At 63.7% G+C, this 13,512-nt stretch carries 14 protein-coding genes; 5 read left to right on the plus strand and 9 right to left on the minus strand.

Going from position 1 to position 13,512, the window contains the following annotated elements; translation table 11 throughout:
- Positions 1-41: 41 nt before the first annotated feature.
- The 5 genes from NTCA1_RS02505 to NTCA1_RS02525 all read left to right on the plus strand — a co-directional run bounded on the left by NTCA1_RS02505 (position 42) and on the right by NTCA1_RS02525 (position 4,522).
- Entirely contained in the window at positions 42-272 is a 231-nt protein-coding gene (locus NTCA1_RS02505; RefSeq protein WP_086490330.1) for a biotin/lipoyl-containing protein, read from the plus strand.
- A 77-nt stretch (positions 273-349) separates the two neighbouring features.
- Positions 350-892, plus strand: coding sequence for a peroxiredoxin (locus tag NTCA1_RS02510; RefSeq protein WP_159827919.1), 543 nt, complete (start codon positions 350-352; stop codon positions 890-892).
- A gap of 193 nt (positions 893-1,085) precedes the next feature.
- On the plus strand, positions 1,086-2,213 hold the full coding sequence (gene prfB / locus NTCA1_RS02515) for a peptide chain release factor 2 (protein ID WP_086490492.1): 1,128 nt from the start codon (positions 1,086-1,088) through the stop codon (positions 2,211-2,213).
- Positions 2,214-2,314: 101 nt separating this feature from the next.
- Positions 2,315-3,040: a class I SAM-dependent methyltransferase gene (locus NTCA1_RS02520; RefSeq protein WP_086490328.1), complete on the plus strand. Its 726-nt coding sequence runs from the start codon at positions 2,315-2,317 to the stop codon at positions 3,038-3,040.
- 75 nt (positions 3,041-3,115) lie between these two features.
- Entirely contained in the window at positions 3,116-4,522 is a 1,407-nt protein-coding gene (locus NTCA1_RS02525; protein ID WP_159827921.1) for a nitronate monooxygenase family protein, read from the plus strand.
- Between the two features lie 77 nt (positions 4,523-4,599).
- On the opposite strand, the gene NTCA1_RS02530 is transcribed toward NTCA1_RS02525, so the two are convergent.
- The 9 genes from NTCA1_RS02530 to ilvB all read right to left on the minus strand — a co-directional run bounded on the left by NTCA1_RS02530 (position 4,600) and on the right by ilvB (position 13,350).
- Positions 4,600-5,460, minus strand: coding sequence for a GGDEF domain-containing protein (locus NTCA1_RS02530; protein WP_159827923.1), 861 nt, complete (start codon positions 5,458-5,460; stop codon positions 4,600-4,602).
- Between the two features lie 219 nt (positions 5,461-5,679).
- Complete coding sequence (gene leuA / locus NTCA1_RS02535; protein WP_133084274.1) at positions 5,680-7,353, minus strand: 2-isopropylmalate synthase; 1,674 nt, start codon at positions 7,351-7,353, stop codon at positions 5,680-5,682.
- A 259-nt stretch (positions 7,354-7,612) separates the two neighbouring features.
- A complete protein-coding gene (locus tag NTCA1_RS02540) occupies positions 7,613-8,242 on the minus strand; it encodes a TMEM175 family protein (RefSeq protein ID WP_159827925.1) in 630 nt (209 codons plus the stop codon).
- A gap of 77 nt (positions 8,243-8,319) precedes the next feature.
- A complete protein-coding gene (locus NTCA1_RS02545) occupies positions 8,320-8,664 on the minus strand; it encodes an I78 family peptidase inhibitor (RefSeq protein ID WP_159827927.1) in 345 nt (114 codons plus the stop codon).
- 11 nt (positions 8,665-8,675) lie between these two features.
- Positions 8,676-9,080, minus strand: a complete 405-nt coding sequence (locus NTCA1_RS02550; protein WP_159827929.1) for a hypothetical protein — start codon at positions 9,078-9,080, stop codon at positions 8,676-8,678.
- Between the two features lie 107 nt (positions 9,081-9,187).
- Positions 9,188-9,847 carry a YceI family protein gene (locus tag NTCA1_RS02555; RefSeq protein ID WP_159827932.1) on the minus strand — a complete coding sequence of 220 codons (660 nt, stop codon included), beginning with the start codon at positions 9,845-9,847 and terminating at the stop codon, positions 9,188-9,190.
- Between the two features lie 82 nt (positions 9,848-9,929).
- Positions 9,930-10,949 carry a ketol-acid reductoisomerase gene (gene ilvC, locus NTCA1_RS02560; RefSeq protein ID WP_159827934.1) on the minus strand — a complete coding sequence of 340 codons (1,020 nt, stop codon included), beginning with the start codon at positions 10,947-10,949 and terminating at the stop codon, positions 9,930-9,932.
- 108 nt (positions 10,950-11,057) lie between these two features.
- Entirely contained in the window at positions 11,058-11,576 is a 519-nt protein-coding gene (gene ilvN / locus NTCA1_RS02565) for an acetolactate synthase small subunit (RefSeq protein ID WP_086490320.1), read from the minus strand.
- Positions 11,577-11,607: 31 nt separating this feature from the next.
- On the minus strand, positions 11,608-13,350 hold the full coding sequence (gene ilvB, locus NTCA1_RS02570; protein WP_086490319.1) for a biosynthetic-type acetolactate synthase large subunit: 1,743 nt from the start codon (positions 13,348-13,350) through the stop codon (positions 11,608-11,610).
- Positions 13,351-13,512: the final 162 nt, after the last annotated feature.

Below are 13,512 nucleotides of genomic sequence, written 5' to 3' on the forward strand. Positions count from 1 at the left end.
AGGTGCTTCGGGTGCCCGGATGCTGGAGGACTGAAAGTACCATGGCCGTTGAAATCCTGCTCCCGAAGATCGGTTTCTCGATGCAAGAAGGCCAGGTCGCCGAATGGCTGATCGCGGACGGCGCGGCGGTAACCGAAGGCGAACCGCTGTTCTCGCTCGAAGCGGACAAATCCACCAATGAGGTCGAGGCGCCGGCTTCCGGCACACTGCGGATCGTCGCCGAGATAGGCGAGACGTACGAGGTCGGCACGGTTCTGGGCTATATCGAATAAGCCGGACGAACGCGCCGCCCGGTGCGGGTACGGGAATAGGCTGGACAGGCTTGTTCCCGAGGTCCAGATTATCGGCCATGCGCAAGATCCTGCCTGCCGCAATCGCGGCTCTCGCCCTCGCTGTTTCCGCCGGTTCCGCTGAGGCCGCCTTGCCGGTCTGCGCGAAGGCGCCCGCGTTTTCGACGCAAGGGGCCAAGGGCGGCAAGGTCATGGCATTCGATCTCAAGGCCGCGCTGAAGAAGGGCCCCGTGGTGCTCTACTTCTACCCCAAGGCTTTCACGCAAGGGTGTACGCTGGAAGCCCATGCCTTCGCGGACGCTACCGAGGATTTCGCCAAGCTCGGCGCAACCGTCGTCGGCATGTCGGCGGACGATCTGCCGACGCTCCAGAAGTTCTCGACCGAGGCCTGCCGCGACAAGTTCGCCGTCGCCGTCGCCACGCCCGCGATCACCAAGGCCTACGACGTCGCGCTCAAGCGCCAGGGCGTCCCGGCGGGCATGACCGACCGCACCAGCTACGTCATCGCGCAGGACGGGCGGATCGTGATGGTTCATTCCGAACTCGACTACCGCGATCATGTGAAGCTGACGCTCGAAGCCGTGAAGAAACTGAAGGGCTGACGCTCAGAGGCTGAAACTAAGGGGCTGAATGCTCCAGGCATCGGGTGAGCAAGGCGGACCTTCACTTCCTGCCTTGAACAAGCCCCCCTTTGGCGGGTAAGAGCGCCGTTTCCGTGCGAGGCATGCCCCTTGCGCTTTACTTATGCCGTCGCTGCGCTATGCGCGCGCTGTCGCTTCTTGGGAGTTTCAAGTCATGCGTGCCGAAGGGCAGGCCCACATTGCGCGTATCGAGAAGGCCCTCGCGCTGGTCCGCAAGTTCCTCGACTGGGACCGCGCCCTGCGCCGGTTCGACGAACTGAACGCGCGCGTCGAGGATCCCACGCTCTGGGACAAGCCCAAGGAAGCCGAAGCGGTGATGAAGGAACGTCGCCGCCTTGAAGCTTCGATCGGCGCGGTGAACGAGATCGGCCGCGAGATGCAGGACGCCATCGAGTTCGTCGAACTGGGCGAGATGGAAGGCGACGAGGCTACCATCGACGAAGGTATCGCCGCCCTTGCCGCGCTCGCCGAACGTGCCGATCAGGACAAGGTCACCGCGCTGCTTTCGGGCGAAGCCGACGCCAACGATACCTACCTCGAAGTCCACGCTGGTGCCGGCGGCACCGAGAGCCAGGACTGGGCCGAGATGCTCCAGCGCATGTATACGCGCTGGGCCGAGCGTCATGGCTACAAGGTGGAACTGGTGGACTATCACGCCGGTGAAGCCGCAGGCATCAAGAGCTGCACCCTGCTGATCAAGGGCGAGAACGCCTATGGCTATGCCAAGACCGAGAGCGGCGTCCACCGCCTGGTCCGCATCAGCCCCTACGACAGCTCGGCGCGCCGCCACACCAGCTTCTCGTCGGTCTGGGTCTACCCGGTGATCGACGACAGCTTCGAGATCGAGGTCAATCCCGCCGATCTGAAGATCGATACCTATCGCGCTTCGGGTGCGGGCGGTCAGCACGTCAACACCACCGACTCGGCGGTGCGCATCACCCACGCGCCTTCGGGCATCGTCGTGGCCAGCCAGATCGACCGTTCGCAGCACAAGAACCGCGAAATCGCCATGGGCATGCTGAAGGCGCGCCTGTTCGAGGAAGAGATGCGCAAGCGGGAGGAAGCGGCGAGCGCGGAACATGCCTCGAAGAGCGATATCGGCTGGGGTCACCAGATCCGTTCCTACGTGCTGCAGCCCTATCAGCAGGTGAAGGACCTGCGCACCGGCGTCGTCTCGACCGCGCCCGGTGACGTGCTCGACGGCGCGCTCGATCCCTTCATGGCCGCCGCGCTTTCGCAGCGCGTGACCGGCGAGAAGGTCGAAGTGGAAGACGTGGACTGAACTTGCGACGGTCCGCGCCGGCATGACTTTGCCAAGCGCGGGCCGAACCGCTAAAGGGCCGCATGCGCTTGTCCTTCCGCCTTTCCTGTCGCGCCGCCGCCATGGCTTCGACACTGGCTCTCGGGCTGGTCCTGGGGGGCTGCCACCGCGAGAAAGTGGACGAATCGCGGCCTGAAAGCGCGCGTGCGTTCCCGGTCGCGGACCGCCCCGTTTCGAAGACGCCCGACGGGGCAGTGGGCAGCGAAGTCCAGCGCGACAGCCTGAACGAAGCGCAAGTCGTCATGGATCTGGCCAAGATCGAGCCGGGCATGAGCGTGGCCGATCTCGGTGCGGGCGAGGGCTATTACACCGTGCGTCTGGCCCAGCGTGTCGGCACCAAGGGGCGTGTGTTGGCCGAGGATATCGACCGGGAGGCCAACGAGCGGCTGGGCAACCGCGTCATGCGCGAAGAGCTGGAGAACGTCTCGATCAAGCTTGGCACGGCGGACGATCCCAAGCTGCCGGAAAACAGCTTCGACCGTGTCTTCCTGGTGCATATGTACCACGAAGTCACCGAACCTTATGCCTTTCTCTGGCGCCTGCGCCCGTCCTTGCGCGAGGGCGGCCGGGTCGTCGTGGTCGACGTGGATCGCGCCAGCGACAGTCACGGCATCCCGCCACAACTCCTTTTCTGCGAATTTGCGTCCATGGGGTTTCGTTTGACGGAATTTGTCCGTAAGCCGGAGCTCCAGGGCTACTACGCGCAGTTCGAGGTTGCCGGCCCCAGGCCGGAACCGGAAAACATCGTACCTTGCCGGATATCCGGCAACACCATGACGCAAAAGTAGTGCGTCAGTAGCACAGGGCGTATACAGGGCCGCTGAACCAGCGTGCCATGCGCCGGGGGAAAGACGAAAGAGAAGATGGGTTTCAAGGGTCTCAAGCCGATTGTCTATGGTGGACGCGAAGTCTGGCCGCTCGTGGAGGGCGGCAAGGGCGTTGCCGCGACCAATCACATGAGCTCGGGCGCCTGGGCGGCGGCCGGCGGCATCGGCACCGTGAGTGCCGTCAATGCCGACAGCTACGATGCCGAGGGCAAGATCGTCCCGCAGGTCTACAATGCATTGACCCGCAAGGAACGGCACCAGGAACTGATCGACTATGCCATCGACGGCGCGGTCGAGCAGGTCCGCCGGGCCTACGAGATTTCCGGCGGCAAGGGCGCCATCAACATCAACGTCCTGTGGGAAATGGGCGGCGCGCAGGCCGTGCTGGAAGGCGTGCTGGAAAAGACCAAGGGGATGGTCACCGGCGTCACTTGCGGCGCGGGCATGCCTTACAAGCTTTCCGAGATCGCGGCGCGCTTCAACGTCAACTACCTGCCGATCGTCAGCTCCGGCCGCGCCTTTCGCGCGCTGTGGAAGCGTGCCTATCACAAGGTGCCGGACCTCATGGGCGCCGTGGTCTATGAAGATCCGTGGCTGGCTGGCGGTCATAACGGCCTGTCGAACGCCGAAGACCCGCTGAAGCCGGAAGATCCCTATCCGCGCGTCAAGGCCCTGCGCGATACCATGCGCGCCGAGGGTATCGCCGATACCGTGCCGATCGTCATGGCCGGCGGCGTCTGGTTCCTGCGCGACTGGGAAAACTGGATCGACAACCCGGAACTCGGCTCGATCGCCTTCCAGTACGGCACGCGCCCGCTGCTGACGCAGGAAAGCCCGATCCCGCAGGCGTGGAAGGACCACTTGCGCACCCTGGAGCCGGGCGACGTGCTGCTGCACCGTTTCTCGCCGACCGGTTTCTATTCCTCGGCCGTGCGCAACCCGTTCCTGCGCAATCTCGAAGCGCGTTCCGAGCGCCAGATTCCCTACTCGAAGGTCGAAGCGGGCGAACATACCGTGCGTCTCGACGTCGGCGTGAAGGGCAAGAACTTCTGGGTCGCCCCCAAGGATCTTGACCGCGCGCGCGCCTGGTCGTCGCAGGGCTTCACCGACGGCCTGCGTACGCCCGACGATACGATCATCTTCGTCAATCCGGCCGAGCGCGACGAAATCCGCAAGGACCAGGCGGACTGCATGGGCTGCCTGTCGCACTGCGGGTTCTCCTCGTGGAAGGACCACGACGACTACACCACCGGCCGCCTGGCCGATCCGCGCAGCTTCTGCATTCAGAAGACTCTCCAGGACATCGCTCACGGCGGTCCGGTAGACGACAACCTGATGTTTGCCGGTCACGCTGCCTACAAGTTCAAGCAGGACCCGTTCTACTCGAACGGCTTCACGCCCACCGTGAAGGAACTCGTCGATCGCATCCTGACGGGCGATTGATCCTTTCTGCCTTGCAGACATGGAAAGGGCGGCTCTCGGGCCGCCCTTTTTTGTTCCAGTCGCTTGGAGGGTAGCCCTCAATCGGCAACCTGCTGTCCAGCGGGAAGCGCGCGGCAGATGCAGTCGCGGCCCGAGCGCTTGGCTTCGTAAAGCGCTTCGTCGGCGAGATGCAGCGTGCCTTCGATGTCCTCGCCGTTCCAGCAACAGATGCCGGCAGAGAAAGTGACCGGTCGGCCGTCTACGATACTGATCGGCTCCTCCCGCATGCGCGCGGCGATCCGGGCGAGCGTCCAGTCGGCCTCGTCCTCGATGGATTCGTGGAAGAGGATGGCGAATTCCTCACCGCCCCAGCGGGCCACCATATCGGCGCGGCGGATCTGGGAGGACAGCCGGTCGGCGAAGGCGCAGAGTACGCGGTCCCCTTCGTCATGCCCCAGCTTGTCGTTGACCTGCTTGAAGAAGTCGATGTCGACGATGGCGATGCACCCCCGGCGCTGATCTGCGGGCAGGGCATCCAGCTGCTCCAGGAACCCACGGCGGTTGGCAATCCCTGTCAGCGGATCTTCCAGCGCGGCGATGGTGAGGTCTTCCATCTGCGCACGGGTGGCGGTGGCGGCGCGGTGGACGCCCGCGTAGAGTGTCTGGATGACGTCTCCCACCTCGGGGAGGGCCGCTCCGTCTTCCTCGTTGCGGTTGAGGGCATCGGCCAGGGCGTGGATCGGATTGAGCAGGGCGCCTATTCCGAAAAGCGCCAGTGTCGTGCCGATGACGGTCGCCAGTGTCAGCAGGATGAATTCGAAAAGGGCTATTCGCCCCGTGGCAAGCCCCCAGGCGCAATAGCCGATCAGTGGAAGGTGCGTGGCTACGAAGCAGAGGGCGAACAACCTGAGACGCAGCGAGCGCGGGAAGATGAAAGAGGTCGCGAGGTAGAACTGCATAGGCATCCCGGTTGCTATTGGTTTGCCGGGAAAAATTAGCTTTTTCTCTAATCGGTTCCAGAAAAATCATCGTTAATTTGCGTACGCAAGATGAGCCGTGCGCCGCTCATGATCGGTGGTGTCACATTGTTCCTGGTGAACATATGAAAGAGGCGGAGGTTGAAAAACCCCCGCCTCAATCGATTTCAACTTACATCCAATGCGTGCAAGTGATTCTCATTAGGCCCTCACGGCGTTGGCCGCGCTGAGCACCGCGCGCACGCTGGCCGTGGCCACGTCCTCGTCGATGCCGACGCCCCAGATTACCTGACCTTCGGGGGTAACGCATTCGACATAGGCGGCCGCGCGGGCATCGGCGCTCTTGCCCATCGAATGCTCGGCATAGTCGCGCACGTCGAGGGAAACACCGAAGCTTTCAGCCAGGGTTGCGGTGACCGAGGAGATCAGGCCGTTGCCGCGTCCCGATACCGACTGCTCCTTGCCGTCCACGCCGATCTTGCCGGCGAAGACGCGGGTGCCATCGGCAGCCTTCGCTTCCTCCCAGTCGATCAGCTGGAAATGCTGCGGATCGTCGATGCGGTAGGTCTTGCGGAACACGTCCCAGATATCCGCGGCCTGAAGCTCGCGGCCCAGTTCGTCGGCCAGTTCCTGGACGTGCTTCGAGAAATTGGCCTGCATGCGCTTGGGCAGCTTGAGGCCCTGGTCCTGCTCGATCACCCAGGCGAAACCGCCCTTGCCGGACTGCGAGTTGACGCGGATCACCGCCTCGTAGTCGCGGCCGAGATCGGCGGGGTCGATCGGCAGGTAAGGCACGGCCCAGATCTCGTCGTTACGCTTTTCCTGCGCGGCGAAGCCCTTCTTGATGGCGTCCTGGTGGCTGCCCGAGAAAGCGGTGAAGACCAGTTCGCCGCCATAGGGGTGACGCTCGGCGACCTTGAGCTGGTTGCAGTACTCGACGGTCTGGATCACCTCGTCGATGTCCGAGAAGTCGAGGCCGGGCGAGACGCCCTGCGTGTACATGTTCATCGCCACGGTCACGAGGCAACAGTTGCCGGTGCGCTCGCCATTGCCGAACAGGCAGCCTTCGACGCGGTCGGCGCCGGCCATCAGGCCCAGTTCGGCGGCGGCGACGCCGGTGCCGCGATCGTTATGGGTGTGCAGCGAGATCACCGCCGATTCGCGGTTCGGCAGGTTGCGGCAGAAGTACTCGATCTGGTCGGCATAGACGTTGGGCGTCGCCGCCTCGACCGTGGCCGGCAGGTTGAGAATGATCGGATTTTCGGGCGTCGGCTGGAGAATTTCCATCACCGCCTCGCAGACTTCGATCGAGAAATCGAGTTCGGCGGTCGAGAAAGTCTCGGGCGAATATTCGAACTGCCACTTGGTGCCCGGATACTTCGCAGCCTGATCGCGCATGACCTTAACGCCGCTCGTGGCGATGGCCTTGATCTCGTGCCGCTCCATCCCGAACACGACATTGCGCCACAGCGGCGAAACCGCGTTGTAGAGGTGGACGATTGCGGCGTGGACGCCTTCCAGGCTCTCGAAAGAGCGAGTGATCAGGTCTTCGCGCGACTGGGTCAGCACCTGGACCAGCACGTCTTCGGGGATGCGGTCGTTCCTGACCAGGCCGTTGATGAAGTCGAACTCGGTCGCGCCCGCGCTGGGGAAGCCGACTTCGATTTCCTTGAGGCCGACCTTGACCAGCAGGTCGAAGAAGCGGTTCTTCTTTTCCGCGCCCATCGGGTCGATCAGCGCCTGGTTGCCGTCGCGCAGGTCAGTGGAGAGCCAGCGCGGCGCCTTGGTGATGACCTGCGAGGGCCACTGGCGGTTCGGCAGGTCGATCTGCGGGAAGGGGCGGTACTTGACCGAGGGGTCTTGCAGCATGGTCATGGGTATTCTCGCTCGGAAAATGATCTTCGTATCAGTGGCTTTGCCGGCCTGCGTTCGGCCGGTCTTTGCGGGTCCCCTTGAGCGCCGAGCGCGCCGCAGGACCGACGCGTCACCTCACGCCCAAGGGCGGATAAGTCGCAGGGTTAGGCCAAGACGAAGGGTCATGCCGGAGCCTATGGGCATTCGGGCCGCCGATGTAAAGCGAAAAGGCGCGGCTTCTTGCGGGATCCGTAGTGCAGCGCGCAACAAACTTGCCCGATCAGCTTCCGGCAGGGGGAACGCGGTCCAGGAACAGGCGGTCCATCGCGCTCCAGGGCAGCATCCAGAACCCGGCCACCAGCGCCGCGCAGGCCACGCCCAGCCAGGGGGACAGGAAGGTGAGGGGAATGCCGAGGGCATAGATCGCGGCCGCGGCGAGGCCCTTGCGGTGCGAGGCCTTGTGATAGCGGCGGCTGGCCACGGTCTTCGCGCCGGTCGCCGCGACCCGGCTCTGAAGCAGGATATAAGCAAGCGCGGGAGTTATCATCGTGACGAGATAGAGTAGCGTCGCCTCGCGGCCGAAATGGTGCTCGCCAAGGTAGGCCGTGGAAAACGGGATCAGCGAGAGAGTGAAGAGCAGAAGCATGTTCGACCAGAGCAGCCCGCTCGTCACCACCCTGGCATGGCCGAGCAGGCGGTGGTGGTTGACCCAGTAGATCGCCACATAGGCATAGCTAAGGACATAGGCGATGAAGATGGGCCAGAGCGCCCAGAGCGCGGACAGGCTTTCCTGGATCGGCGTCTTCAGTTCCAGCACCATGATGGTGATGATGATCGCGAGCACGCCGTCCGAGAACGCCTCGACCCGTGTGAGGCTGTCTTCGCGCTCGATATCGCCTGCTTCGTTCATCCGGGAGCCCCTGCTGTGATCAGGCAGGGATGCTTGGCCCAGCGGGGCGCCCGGATCAAGCGGTCAGATCGGCGGGATCAGGTGCAGGTGAAGCCCTTGATCTTGCCGTTTTCGTCCACCTGCACGTTGAGGCGATCGGGCCGGTAGTCCATGGTCACGGCCATGCCGGGCTTGATCACGCGCATCGGCTTGTCGCCGCGCCACGCGGTGATCGCCGCGATGACCTCGTCGCTGGCGGGCTGGCCGACATAGGAACCGAGTTGATCGGCACCGCAACTTGGCTCCATGGCGGGCGGGGGCGGGGGCGGCGGCGTGCTTTCAGCCATCTTGTCGGCTCCGGTGCTGCTGCAGGCGGTGAGGGCCAAGGCAGCAAGGCTGGCGGTCAGGCTACTGGTCAGGATCGGGGGGAATGCGCGCTTCATGCCGTTCTCCATTACATCACGGTCATCGAGAGCTGATAGGCGACGGTTCGCTTGGCGTCCTTCGCATTGCCCATCAGATAGACACGGATACGATAATCCCCTGTTTTGGGAAGCTTGATGTTCGTGGCGTCGGGTCCATCCATCGATCCATTGTAGATCGCCTCTCCGGTGCTGCCCGGCGGCAGGATGTTGAACATCGCGCCTTTCGAAACGATCGAGACGGCCATGGTCTGCCCGGTCTTCGCACCGAGAACATAGTCGCGGTATTGGTTGCCGGTTACCGTGCCCTTGACCGAAGCGTTGTCGTTGCCGCGCGCGAAGGCCACGCGCTCGCTTGCCTGCGCGGCCAGCGGCGGTGCGGTGACGATTGCGGCCAGAGAGCCAACCAGTCCAAGAGCCCTGACGAAGTTTCGCATAAGAAAACCTCCATGCTCATGACGAGCATGGAGGCAATCTATCATCGTGAAATGAGACGTCTACATTGCGGTACATGCATTCAGGCGCCGTGATGCAAAAGTCGGGATCACTGCTTCTCGAAAGCGGCGTTGATCACCAGGACCGTCTCGTCCGACACCATCGGTACATACTTGGCGACACCGAAATCCGAACGCTTGATCAGTGCGCGGCCGAGGAATCCGATCGAATCCTTCTTGCTCATCGGATTTTGCGCGGCGCCGAAAAAGCGAGCCATGATCGTCACCGGCTTGCTGACGCCGTGCAGCGTGAGCGTGCCTTCGATCGCGGCGGCATCGGGGCCGCGCGGTGTTACCGAGGAGGCGACGAAAGTGGCGGTCGGGAACTTCGCCGCGTCCAGCCAGTCGGCGCTGCGCAGTTCCTCGGTCAGCTTGTCGCTGGTGGTCTGTACCGAAGTGACCGGGATGGTGACGTTGAGCTTGGTGGCTGCGAGATTCTTCGGATCCAGCGTCATCGTGCCGCTGCCCCCGGCGAACGTACCAGCGAAGGGCGAGATACCCATGTGCGAGACGCTGAAGGTGACTTGGGTATGGGCGGGCTCGACGGCGTAAGTCCCGGCCTTGACGTCGGCGGGCGTGCCCGATCCGTGAAGCATTTCCATCCGGCCTCCCGGGCCATCCCCTCGGCTTCCCTGACCGGGCTGGGCGATGACGGGCGCGGCGAGAGCGGCGGCTGCGGCGAGGGAGAGGGCGATATGCGGAAGGCGCATGGATAGTGCTCCAATGAAAAGAGGCGGCGCATTTCTGCGCCGCCTCCCGAATTCCGTCAAACGCGAAAATGCGTAAAAGGGATCAGTTCTTTTCCTTGTCCACCAGCGCGTTGGCGCCGATCCAGGGCATCATGGCGCGCAGCTTCGAGCCGGTTTCCTCGATCGGGTGACGCTTGGCGGCGATGCGCGAAGCCTTCAGTTCCGGCTGGCCGGCGCGGTTGTCGAGAACGAAGTCCTTCACGAAACGGCCCGACTGGATATCTTCCAGAACGCGCTTCATTTCCTTCTTGGTCTCTTCGGTGATGATGCGCGGACCGGTCTTGATGTCGCCGTATTCGGCGGTGTTCGAGATCGAGTAGCGCATGTTGGCGATGCCGCCTTCATACATCAGGTCGACGATCAGCTTCAGTTCGTGGAGGCACTCGAAGTAGGCCATTTCCGGTGCGTAACCGGCTTCCACCAGCGTTTCGAAGCCAGCCTGGACCAGCGCGGTGGTGCCGCCGCAGAGAACGGCCTGCTCGCCGAACAGGTCGGTTTCGCATTCCTCGCGGAAGTTGGTTTCGATGATGCCCGAACGGCCGCCGCCGACGCCCGAAGCGTAAGCCAGGGCCACGTCCTGTGCGTTGCCGGTCACGTCCTGGTGGATCGCGATCAGGCAGGGCACGCCGCCGCCCTTGAGGTATTCACCGCGCACGGTGTGGCCCGGGCCCTTCGGCGCGATCAGGAACACGTCGATGTCGGCGCGGGGTTCGATCAGGCCGAAGTGGACGTTGAGGCCGTGGGCGAAGGCAAGTGCCGCGCCGGGCTTCAGGTTCTCATGGATGTCTGCGGCGTAGATCGCGGCCTGGTGCTCGTCCGGGGCGAGAATCATGAGAACGTCGGCCCAGGCAGCCGCTTCGGCGTTCGCCATCACCTTGAAGCCGGCGCTTTCCGCCTTCTTGGCCGAAGCCGAACCTTCGCGAAGCGCGATGGCGACATTCTTCACGCCCGAGTCGCGCAGGTTCTGCGCGTGGGCATGGCCCTGGCTGCCGTAGCCGAGGATCGCGACCTTCTTGTCGGCGATCAGGTTGATGTCGCAATCGGCGTCGTAATAGACCTTCATCGTATTATCCTTTCAGCGGTCCGTTCCCTCGGGGCGGGACCTGATATTGATATGCGCCGTGCGGCGCGCGGTTCGTGGGTTCCGATGCGGTGCGTCGGAACAGGTGTTTCAGGCTTCGTGCTGGCCGCGGATCATCGCGACGATGCCGGTACGGCCGACCTCGACAAGGCCGAGATCGCGCATCAGCGCCACGAAGCTGTCGATCTTGTCCGGCGCGCCGGTCAGTTCGAAGATGAAGCTGCCAGTGGTGGTGTCCACCGGACGGGCACGGAAGACGCCTGCGATGCGCAGCGCCTCGACCCGCTTCTCGCCCACGCCCGTCACCTTGATGAGCGCCAGCTCGCGCTGGACGTAAGGCCCCACTTCGGTGAGATCGACGACCTTGTGAACCGGCACCAGCCGTTCGAGCTGGGCATGGATCTGGTCGATCTGGCTGGGCGGGCCGTGGGTGACGATCGTGATCCGGCTCACCGCATGGTTCTCGGTGATGTCGGCCACGGTCAGGCTGTCGATGTTGTAGCCGCGCGCGGTGAACAGACCGGCGATCTTGGCGAGAATGCCCGCCTCGTTGTCGACGGTGATGGTGAGGACGTGGCGTTCCTCGGCCTCTTGCTTGATGTGCATCATGATATGTCTTTCGGATCCTGTGCGCGCGTTATCAGACCAAAGCCTTGGCTTCGTCGTCCATCGTGCCGGCGACGGTATCGCCATAGAGGATCATTTCGGTATGCGCCGCGCCCGAGGGGATCATCGGGAAGCAGTTCGATTCCTTGGCGACCAGGCAATCGACGATGACGGGGCCGTCGTAGTCGATCATTTCCTGGATGCCGGCATCGAGCTGGCTTTCGTTCTCGATACGGATGCCCTTCCAGCCATAGGCCTCGGCCAGCTTCACGAAGTCCGGCAGGCTGTCCGAATAGGACTGGGAGTAGCGGCTCTCGTAAGTGAGTTCCTGCCACTGGCGGACCATGCCCATCCACTCGTTGTTGAGGATGAAGACCTTCACCGGCAGGCGGTACTGCGTGGCGGTGCCCAGTTCCTGGATGTTCATCTGGATCGAGGCGTCGCCGGCGATGTCGATGACCAGGCTGTCCGGGTTGCCGAGCTGTGCGCCGATCGCGGCGGGCAGGCCGTAGCCCATCGTGCCGAGACCGCCCGAGGTCAGCCACTTGTTCGGGCCGAAGAAGTGGAAGTACTGCGCCGCCCACATCTGGTGCTGGCCCACTTCGGTCGAGATGACCGGGTTCTTGTCCTTGGTCAGTTCGAACAGGCGCTGGACCGCGAGCTGCGGCATGATCGCCTTGTCAGACAGCGGGAAGTAGAGGCTGTCCTTGCCGCGCCATTCCTGGACGCGGGCCTTCCACGCGGTCAGGTCCTGCCCCTTGCGGTCGCCCCAGAGCGTCAGGATCTGGTCGAGCACCTTGGCGCAGTCACCGATGATAGGCAGGTCGACCGGCACCGTCTTGTTGATGGAAGCGCGGTCGATGTCGATATGGATCTTCTCGGAGTTCGGCGCGAAAGCGTCGAGGCGGCCGGTCACGCGGTCGTCGAAGCGGGCGCCGATGCACACGATCAGGTCGGCCTGGTTCATCGCCAGGTTCGCCTCGTACGTGCCGTGCATGCCGAGCATGCCGAGCCAGTCCGGGTGATCTGCCGGGAAAGCGCCGAGACCCATCAGGGTGGAGGTGACGGGCGCACCGGTCTTTTCCTGAAGCTCGCGCAGCAGGGCCGTGGCGCGCGGGCCGGAGTTGATGACGCCGCCGCCGGTATAGAGCACCGGCGCCTTGGCCTGCGCGATCATCTCCACGGCCTGGGCGATTTCCTCGGCGCTGCCTTCGGTACGCGGCGCATAGCGCTGGCGGCGCTGGGCGGGCGCGTCGTTCCACGGCGCGGAGGCGATCTGCACGTCCTTCGGGATGTCGATCAGCACGGGGCCGGGGCGTCCCGAGGTAGCGATCTGGAACGCCTCGTCAATGATCGCGGCCAGTTCGGACGGGTCCTTCACCAGGTAGTTATGCTTGGTGCAATGGCGCGAGATGCCGACCGTGTCCGCTTCCTGGAACGCGTCCGAGCCGATCAGGCCGGTGGGAACCTGCCCGGTGATGATGACCAGCGGGATCGAATCCATGAAGGCATCGGCAATGCCGGTAATGGCATTGGTGGCGCCGGGGCCGGAGGTGACCAGGACGACACCGGGCTTGCCGGTCGAGCGGGCATAGCCTTCGGCGGCGTGGGCCGCACCGGCTTCGTGACGGACCAGGATGTGCCGAAGTCGCTCGTCGCCGAATAGAGCATCGTAGATCGGTAGCACGGCACCGCCGGGGTAGCCGAATACGACTTCGACCCCCTGCTTGACCAGGCTTTCGACCAGGATGTTCGCGCCGCTGCGCTCTTCAGTCACAACACTTTCCTTTTCCGATTCGCGGACTTTTCCCGAGGGATGGGATGTCCTTCGAATATTGCGCGCCGCTTGCGGCGTGCGTTCTCAAAAAAACCATAACTCACCCTAGGGTGAACTATAATGAAACCGACCCGGCACGGCGGGTGCCATGCCGGGTCCTCC

Origin of the sequence: Novosphingobium sp. TCA1, assembly GCF_009811895.1 — a bacterium.
In the GTDB taxonomy this organism is placed as follows: Bacteria; Pseudomonadota; Alphaproteobacteria; order Sphingomonadales; family Sphingomonadaceae; genus Novosphingobium; species Novosphingobium panipatense_A.

Excerpts from the sequence above, each read along its gene's own strand:
- NTCA1_RS02505 (WP_086490330.1), top strand. The coding sequence starts at position 42 with ATGGCCGTTGAAATCCTGCTCCCGAAGATCGGTTTCTCGATGCAAGAA.
- NTCA1_RS02510 (WP_159827919.1), top strand. The coding sequence starts at position 350 with ATGCGCAAGATCCTGCCTGCCGCAATCGCGGCTCTCGCCCTCGCTGTT.
- prfB (WP_086490492.1), top strand. The coding sequence starts at position 1,086 with ATGCGTGCCGAAGGGCAGGCCCACATTGCGCGTATCGAGAAGGCCCTC.
- NTCA1_RS02520 (WP_086490328.1), top strand. The coding sequence starts at position 2,315 with ATGGCTTCGACACTGGCTCTCGGGCTGGTCCTGGGGGGCTGCCACCGC.
- NTCA1_RS02525 (WP_159827921.1), top strand. The coding sequence starts at position 3,116 with ATGGGTTTCAAGGGTCTCAAGCCGATTGTCTATGGTGGACGCGAAGTC.
- NTCA1_RS02530 (WP_159827923.1), bottom strand. The coding sequence starts at position 5,460 with ATGCAGTTCTACCTCGCGACCTCTTTCATCTTCCCGCGCTCGCTGCGT.
- leuA (WP_133084274.1), bottom strand. The coding sequence starts at position 7,353 with ATGACCATGCTGCAAGACCCCTCGGTCAAGTACCGCCCCTTCCCGCAG.
- NTCA1_RS02540 (WP_159827925.1), bottom strand. The coding sequence starts at position 8,242 with ATGAACGAAGCAGGCGATATCGAGCGCGAAGACAGCCTCACACGGGTC.
- NTCA1_RS02545 (WP_159827927.1), bottom strand. The coding sequence starts at position 8,664 with ATGAAGCGCGCATTCCCCCCGATCCTGACCAGTAGCCTGACCGCCAGC.
- NTCA1_RS02550 (WP_159827929.1), bottom strand. The coding sequence starts at position 9,080 with ATGCGAAACTTCGTCAGGGCTCTTGGACTGGTTGGCTCTCTGGCCGCA.
- NTCA1_RS02555 (WP_159827932.1), bottom strand. The coding sequence starts at position 9,847 with ATGCGCCTTCCGCATATCGCCCTCTCCCTCGCCGCAGCCGCCGCTCTC.
- ilvC (WP_159827934.1), bottom strand. The coding sequence starts at position 10,949 with ATGAAGGTCTATTACGACGCCGATTGCGACATCAACCTGATCGCCGAC.
- ilvN (WP_086490320.1), bottom strand. The coding sequence starts at position 11,576 with ATGATGCACATCAAGCAAGAGGCCGAGGAACGCCACGTCCTCACCATC.